The organism is Ectobacillus ponti, assembly GCF_024294785.1.
Lineage (GTDB): Bacteria > Bacillota > Bacilli > Bacillales > Bacillaceae_G > Ectobacillus > Ectobacillus ponti.
Genome location: NZ_JANCLT010000001.1, coordinates 669611 through 676193, shown reverse-complemented (window position 1 = coordinate 676193; position 6583 = coordinate 669611). Strand labels below are relative to the sequence as shown.

The window sequence follows — 6583 nt, the reverse complement described above, 5'->3', positions numbered from 1 at the left end:
TGCCGGCTTAGCTCAATTGGTAGAGCAACTGACTTGTAATCAGTAGGTTGGGGGTTCAAGTCCTCTAGCCGGCACCATTGATATTTTGGAAACAGTCTCCTTAAAGAGGCTTCCTTACTATATGCGGGTGTAGTTTAGTGGTAAAACAAGAGCCTTCCAAGCTCTGGTCGTGAGTTCGATTCTCATCACCCGCTCCAATGGGCCTATAGCTCAGCTGGTTAGAGCGCACGCCTGATAAGCGTGAGGTCGATGGTTCGAGTCCATTTAGGCCCACCATATTATATATTTGCATAATCATTCCGCAATAGCTCAGCGGTAGAGCAATCGGCTGTTAACCGATAGGTCGTAGGTTCGAATCCTACTTGCGGAGCCATACAGAGAAGTACCCAAGTGGCTCAAGGGGCTCCCCTGCTAAGGGAGTAGGTCGGGATACCGGCGCGAGGGTTCGAATCCCTTCTTCTCTGCCATTGGCCCGTTGGTCAAGCGGTTAAGACACCGCCCTTTCACGGCGGTAACACGGGTTCGAATCCCGTACGGGTCATACAAAATCCCCAGCAGAATCATCTGCTGGGGATTTTCATGTTTTCTCCTCTTTAGCATGTGCCAGCTTTCCTGCCGGCTGGCTTATATCCATTTCTTCAGTCTAAAGGGACAGCCTCCTGCTTGTCCTGCAGCAGCTCTATCTTCGCTATACTTCATCTGCTTCTCCTTGTAAATAAAAATTCCTTCCTGTCTCTAAATGTGAAAATTTTGTGTCTGTTTTTATTCCTTTGGAAAGAAGTATTTTCAGTAATAGTATGTTGAGCCTGCAGTAATAGGAATTCTTCGACATTATTCCTAATAATCGGAAGTAATGGGACATATTATATCTGTTCAAAAAGGAAAAAGTGTTAACGTTATTTCTAAATACAAACGCTTTCATTAGAATGTTCGTCAGAAAATGATATTTTATGTCGAAACACTCTGTTATATGTACACTTTGTGAAGTAAAACCGTATGTTTTTATAATTCAACAAGGATTTATATGTCTTTTGTAGAATAGTATTAAGTGAGTTGAAATTCTGTGTATTTGTGAGGTGAAAATTGTGGTTGTAACCCATCCTACAGATTATGAGTTGCATCTGTTCCATGAAGGCAGCTTGTATGAAAGCTATCAAACCTTTGGCGCACATGTAACAACAGAAGATGGAGTCAAGGGCACTCGTTTTTCTGTTTGGGCTCCCCATGCAGTGTCAGTCAGCATTGTCGGCAACTTTAATGCATGGAATGGTGAACAGCATATGATGCAGCGCCTGGAGGACCATGGCAGCTGGACTCTGTTCATTCCAGGGATTCAGGAAGGTGAACTGTACAAGTATGAAATCCATACGCAGAGCGGAAGCAGGCTCTTAAAGGCAGATCCGTACGCGCGATTTGCAGAACTGAGGCCGCACACCGCTTCTGTTGTATATGATATCACCAGCTACAAGTGGAACGATCAAAAATGGATGCGCAACAAAAAGCGGAAGAGTGTATACGAGGAGCCGCTGGCAATTTATGAATTGCATTTTGGTTCCTGGAAGAAGAAAGAAGATGGCTCATTTTATTCCTACCGGGAAATGGCCGATGAACTTATTCCTTATATTTTACAGCATCACTTTACCCATATTGAAGTTATGCCGCTGATTGAGCATCCATATGACCGTTCCTGGGGCTATCAGGGAACAGGCTACTATGCACCGACGAGCCGTTACGGCACGCCGGAAGATTTCATGTACTTTGTAGACCAGTGCCATCAGTATGGCATCGGTGTCTTGCTGGACTGGGTGCCGGGCCACTATTGCAAAGATGCACACGGCCTGTACCTGTTTGACGGCGAACCGGTTTATGAATATCAAGACTTGGCCGTGCGTGAGAACCCGGTGTGGGGAACGGCCAACTTTGACCTTGGCAAGCCGGAAGTGTGCAGCTTCCTCATTTCCAATGCGCTGTTTTGGATGAAGTATTATCACATTGACGGGTTCCGCGTGGATGCAGTAGCAAACATGCTGTACTGGAGCCCCGGCGGCGTATTCCAAAAGAATGGGCATGCAGTTGCCTTTTTGCAGAAGCTGAATGAAGCTGTGTTTGCTGCAGACCCGCAGGTCCTTATGATTGCCGAGGATTCTACGGATTGGCCGCTGGTCACAGCCCCTGCATATGAGGGCGGACTGGGCTTCAATTATAAGTGGAACATGGGATGGATGAATGACGTGCTGAAGTACATGGAATGCGCTCCTGAGTACCGCAAGCACATTCATGACAAAATTACATTTTCTCTGCTGTATGCCCATTCCGAGAACTTTGTCCTGCCGCTTTCTCACGATGAGGTGGTCCATGGCAAGAAATCGCTGTTGAACAAAATGCCGGGCGACTATTGGCGCAAGTTTGCCCAATTGCGCCTGTTATATGGCTATCTGATGGCGCATCCGGGCAAGAAGCTCTTGTTCATGGGCGGAGAGTTCGGCCAGTTTGATGAATGGAAGGATATGGAGCAGCTGGATTGGGGACTGCAAGAGTTTGAGATGCACCGGCTTATGCAGGAATACTTTCAGGAACTGTCCGCTCTGTATAAGCGCTTAAAGCCGCTGTGGCAGCTGGATCACAGCACGGAAGGCTTCCAATGGATTGATGCCGACAATCATCATCAGAGCATTTTCTCCTTTATCCGGAGAGGCAAGCAGGAGGATGATTTGCTTATTGTGGTGTGCAATTTCACCGAGCATGTCTATCACGGCTACAAAGTCGGGGTGCCGACCTGCAGCACATATACTGAAATTCTGAATAGTGACGCTGCTGTGTACGGCGGTTCCGGCCAGGTGAACAAGAAGCGGCTGATGGCAACCAATGAGCCGTACCATAATCAGCCTTCATATGTGGAAATGACAATACCGCCGTTTGGCGTCAGCATCCTAAGACCAGTGAAAACGCGAAAGGGGAACAAGACAAATGGGGAAGAAAAAGTGCGTAGCAATGCTGCTGGCCGGGGGAAAAGGGAGCCGTCTCAGCTCATTAACGAAGAATCTGGCAAAGCCGGCGGTGCCGTTCGGGGGTAAGTACCGCATCATTGATTTTGCGCTCAGCAATTGCACAAACTCCGGAATTGAAACGGTCGGCGTACTGACACAATATGAGCCGCTTGTACTGAACTCCTATATCGGAATCGGGAGCGCATGGGATCTGGACCGTAAAAATGGAGGTGTAACAGTATTGCCGCCATATGCGGAGTCTTCCGGTTTGAAGTGGTATACAGGAACAGCCAGCGCCATTTATCAGAACATGAGTTATTTACGGCAATATGACCCGGAATACGTATTGATTCTTTCCGGCGACCATATTTATAAGATGGACTATGCTGACATGCTTGATTATCACATTGAACGGGATGCTGACGTGTCCATCTCTGTCATTGAGGTGCCATGGGAGGAAGCAAGCCGCTTTGGCATTATGAATACAAATGAGGATATGGATATTGTGGAATTTGATGAGAAGCCGCAATTCCCAAAAAGCAATCTTGCATCCATGGGAATTTACATCTTCAAATGGTCCATCCTTAAGGAATTCCTGGAGATGGATGCGCGGAATCCAGAGTCCAGCAATGACTTCGGCAAGGATGTTATTCCTATGCTGCTGGAGGAGAACAAAAAGCTTGTGGCTTATCCGTTCCAGGGATATTGGAAGGATGTCGGCACAGTGAAGAGCCTGTGGGAAGCGAACATGGATTTGCTGAAGGATGACTCTACACTGGATATGTATGACCGGGAATGGCGCATCTATTCCGTGAATCCGAATCAGCCGCCGCAATACATTGCACCTTGCGCGGAGGTGGAGGAATCATTAATCAACGAAGGCTGCATTGTAGAAGGACGGGTGCAGCACTCTGTACTGTTCCAAGGGGTATCAGTCGGGGAAGGAACCGTTATTAAAGATTCGGTGGTCATGCCAGATGCGCGAATTGGTAAGAATGTCACCATCGAACGGGCTATTGTGGCTTCCGGGATGGTCATTGAAGACGGTGCGGTTGTACGTCCGTTGAAACACTATGAAGATGTCATTCTCGTTGCTGAGGAAAATTAAAAAGGGGAGTAAAGAGATATGAATGAGTCCATGCTGGGGATTATTAACGCAACAAATGATTTTACTTCTTTGGGAAATGTAACGGCGCACCGTTCACTGGCTGCGCTCCCGTTCGGCGGCCGCTACCGTCTCATCGACTTTATGCTGTCAAACATGGTTCACTCTGGCATTCAGAGCGTGGCAATCTTCACCGGTTATGAAAACCGCTCATTAATGGACCATCTCGGCTCCGGCAAGCAATGGGACTTGGACCGCAAGCGCGATGGATTATTTGTCTTTACCCCGAACTGCCAGCTCGAGGAGGAGGAGTTTGGCTCCTTCAGTCATCTTGCGAGAAACTATGATTATTTTAAACGCAGCCGCCAGGAATATGTGGTGGTTACGAATGCAAATATCATAGTGGCCATGAATTTCAAACCGATTCTGCACCGCCACATCGCTACGGGTGCGGATATTACGGAAGTACAGCATGCGGGGCGTTCCCTGCAAACATACATTTTGAAAAAGCAGCTGCTTATGAGTCTGTTCGAGCAGTATAAAGATCAGGGCTATTATAAGCTGTGCGATATTATTATGGAGAAGCGTCATGAAATGCATATCCATTCTTACGAGTTCACCGGCTATACGGCTGTCATTGACTCCATTGACAGCTACTATTCCAGAAGCATGGATTTGCTGCGGCCGGAGGTGTGGCAGCAGGTATTTCAGCCGCAGGCGCCTGTGTTCACGAAGGTCAAGGATGAACCGCCAGCACGCTACCGGAGCTGCTCCAAGGTGCGGAATGCGATAATCGCCAATGGCAGCATCATTGAGGGGACAGTGGAGGGCAGTATTGTATTCCGGGCGGTAAAGGTTGGTGCCGGTACAGTCATTCGCGGCAGCATCGTTATGCAAAAGAGTCAAATTGGGAATAACTGTATACTGGAGCACGTGATTTTGGATAAAGATGTGAAGATTGAGGATGGCACAGTGCTGATTGGAACACCAGAAGCACCATACGTTGTTCAAAAAGGAATGGTACAAGGAGCGCTGATGAAATCGTGAATATTTTATTTGCAGTTTCGGAATGTGTGCCGTTCATTAAGTCCGGCGGCTTGGCGGACGTGGCGGGCGCACTCCCGAAGGAACTGAAGCGGCTTGGACTCGAGGTCCGGGTTATGCTTCCGAAATATGCATTGATCCCTGAACAATACCTGGCCGAGGCTGAGCTGCATGCGGTACTTACAGTGCCGGTTGGCTGGCGCAAGCAGTATTGCGGCATCTGGAGGCTTGAGCGTGAGGGGATTATCTACTATTTCCTTGATAACGAGTATTACTTTAAGCGGGATTCCCTGTACGGCCACTATGATGATGGAGAGCGCTTCTCCTTCTTCTCCAAGGCTGTGCTGGAGGCGATTTCCTATTTGGATTTTGTGCCGGATGTGCTGCATTGCCATGATTGGCATACAGCCATGGCCAACTACCTGCTGCGGGCACAGTATGCGCAGCATGAACCGTATGAGAATATCAAAACCGCCTTTACGATTCATAACCTGCAATTTCAGGGAATCTTCCCGCAGGAGGTTATGCATGACCTGCTGAGCCTGGGATATGAGCATTTCACCAGTGAACGGCTGGAATTTTACGATTGCGTCAACTTCATGAAGGGCGGCATCGTTGCATCAGACGCAATCACTGCCGTGAGCCCTACATATAAGGAAGAAATCCAGTATCCGTATTTTGGCGAGAAGCTGGATGGCTTGCTGCGCAAGCACAAGGATAAACTGGTCGGTATTGTCAACGGCATTGATGATACCTTCTATAATCCGCGCACAGACAAGGAAATTGAAGTGACATATGATGAGGACAGCCTGGAGCAAAAGCAGCGAAATAAGTATGCATTGCAGCGGCACTTCGGTTTGCCGGAACGCGCGGATGTGCCTGTCATTTCCATGGTCACCCGTTTGACTGCGCAAAAGGGAATTGACTTAGTACGCCATGTGTTTCACGACATTATGCAAGAGGATGTGCAGTTGGTGATCGTTGGCTCGGGTAATGCGGAGTATGAATACTTCCTACGGGAAATGGCTGACCAATATCCTGATCAGGTAAGAGTATTCATCGGCTTTAACGAAGCACTGGCTCATCAGGTATACGCAGGCTCTGACCTGTTCCTGATGCCGTCGCTGTTTGAGCCATGCGGACTGGGACAGCTGATTGCCCTGCAGTATGGAACTCTTCCGATTGTACGGGAAACCGGCGGCTTAAATGATACGGTGCAAGCCTACAATGAAGTGACAGGCGAGGGGAATGGCTTTAGCTTCACGAGCTTCAATGCGCATGACATGCTCCATACAATTCACAGGGCTGTTCAGGTATATCATGATACAGAAGCATGGGAAGCGCTTGTGCAGCGGGCCATGAAACAGGATTACAGCTGGAGGCAGTCAGCCCTGCAGTATAAAGAGTTATATGAGCAATTGACAGGAAACGCATAACACAGAGGAAC

Annotated in this window: 4 protein-coding genes and 6 tRNA genes; all 10 read left to right on the top strand. The window is 48.2% G+C overall.

All coding sequences use genetic code 11. The features are described 5' to 3' along the window. The first annotated feature begins 1 nt into the window (after nucleotide 1). The 10 genes from NK662_RS03495 (at nucleotide 2) to glgA (ending at nucleotide 6572) form a co-directional block, all read left to right on the top strand. Nucleotides 2-77, top strand: a tRNA-Thr gene (locus tag NK662_RS03495). 46 nt (nucleotides 78-123) lie between these two features. Beyond that, nucleotides 124-197: transfer RNA gene (locus NK662_RS03490), tRNA-Gly, on the top strand. A gap of 2 nt (nucleotides 198-199) precedes the next feature. Continuing rightward, nucleotides 200-276: transfer RNA gene (locus NK662_RS03485), tRNA-Ile, on the top strand. Between the two features lie 22 nt (nucleotides 277-298). Beyond that, nucleotides 299-373 (top strand) — tRNA-Asn (locus NK662_RS03480). A 3-nt stretch (nucleotides 374-376) separates the two neighbouring features. After that, nucleotides 377-467, top strand: a tRNA-Ser gene (locus NK662_RS03475). Between the two features lie 2 nt (nucleotides 468-469). Continuing rightward, a tRNA-Glu gene (locus NK662_RS03470) sits at nucleotides 470-541 on the top strand. A 544-nt stretch (nucleotides 542-1085) separates the two neighbouring features. Next, nucleotides 1086-3074: a 1,4-alpha-glucan branching enzyme gene (glgB, locus tag NK662_RS03465; protein ID WP_254757372.1), complete on the top strand. Its 1989-nt coding sequence runs from the start codon at nucleotides 1086-1088 to the stop codon at nucleotides 3072-3074. Then, complete coding sequence (locus tag NK662_RS03460) at nucleotides 2968-4095, top strand: glucose-1-phosphate adenylyltransferase (RefSeq protein WP_254757370.1); 1128 nt, start codon at nucleotides 2968-2970, stop codon at nucleotides 4093-4095. Before glgB ends, NK662_RS03460 begins: the two co-directional genes overlap by 107 nt. 18 nt (nucleotides 4096-4113) lie before the next feature. Continuing rightward, nucleotides 4114-5139, top strand: coding sequence for a GlgC family sugar phosphate nucleotidyltransferase (locus tag NK662_RS03455; protein ID WP_254757368.1), 1026 nt, complete (start codon nucleotides 4114-4116; stop codon nucleotides 5137-5139). Continuing rightward, nucleotides 5136-6572, top strand: a complete 1437-nt coding sequence (gene glgA / locus NK662_RS03450) for a glycogen synthase GlgA (RefSeq protein ID WP_254757366.1) — start codon at nucleotides 5136-5138, stop codon at nucleotides 6570-6572. Before NK662_RS03455 ends, glgA begins: the two co-directional genes overlap by 4 nt. Nucleotides 6573-6583: the final 11 nt, after the last annotated feature.